This window comes from Pseudoalteromonas sp. BSi20480, assembly GCF_000241365.1.
Taxonomy (GTDB): Bacteria; Pseudomonadota; Gammaproteobacteria; order Enterobacterales; family Alteromonadaceae; genus Pseudoalteromonas; species Pseudoalteromonas marina.
Genome location: NZ_BADX01000029.1, coordinates 1 through 482, shown reverse-complemented (window position 1 = coordinate 482; position 482 = coordinate 1). Strand labels below are relative to the sequence as shown.

Here is a 482-nt window from a genome sequence, read left to right as displayed (position 1 = left end):
CACAGCTTCTAATATAATAAACATAACGCCAATTAAACTTGCTGTTTGTACATAATATAAAGCAATAAAAATGCATATACATACCCATACCGCGTTAGCTATTGCCAATACAGTGATTGTGTAAACAGGCTTAGTGACTAAAAAAGCAAGGGTTAAAGCGTAAATCCCATAGATAACATTGGCACTGGCAAGTAAAATTACAATATTTACAGGTAGATTATATAAAACCGAAACCCACTCTAATAAAGCAAATAACAATACACCCACGCTAAAACCAGCCGCGCCATCTACATGTAATATGTTTATAGCTACACCCTCTATTTAGTAGTTAACGACGAGTAATCAAACATAAGCTAAAGCACATACTATTATATCTAGCAGTAAACTTTATATAATCACTAAGCCTTTAACTTATACAGTAAGTTTAAGTTTCACATTCATTAAAAACAACCTCAATGCAAAACCAAATGCGCATAGCAATA

1 protein-coding gene is annotated in these 482 nt (G+C 32.8%); it reads right to left on the bottom strand.

Features of this window, described 5'->3' with window-relative positions; translation table 11 throughout:
• A partial coding sequence (locus P20480_RS19740) for a hypothetical protein (protein WP_050547927.1) occupies positions 1-267 on the bottom strand: 267 nt, incomplete at its 3' end.
• Between the last annotated feature and the right edge of the window lie 215 nt (positions 268-482).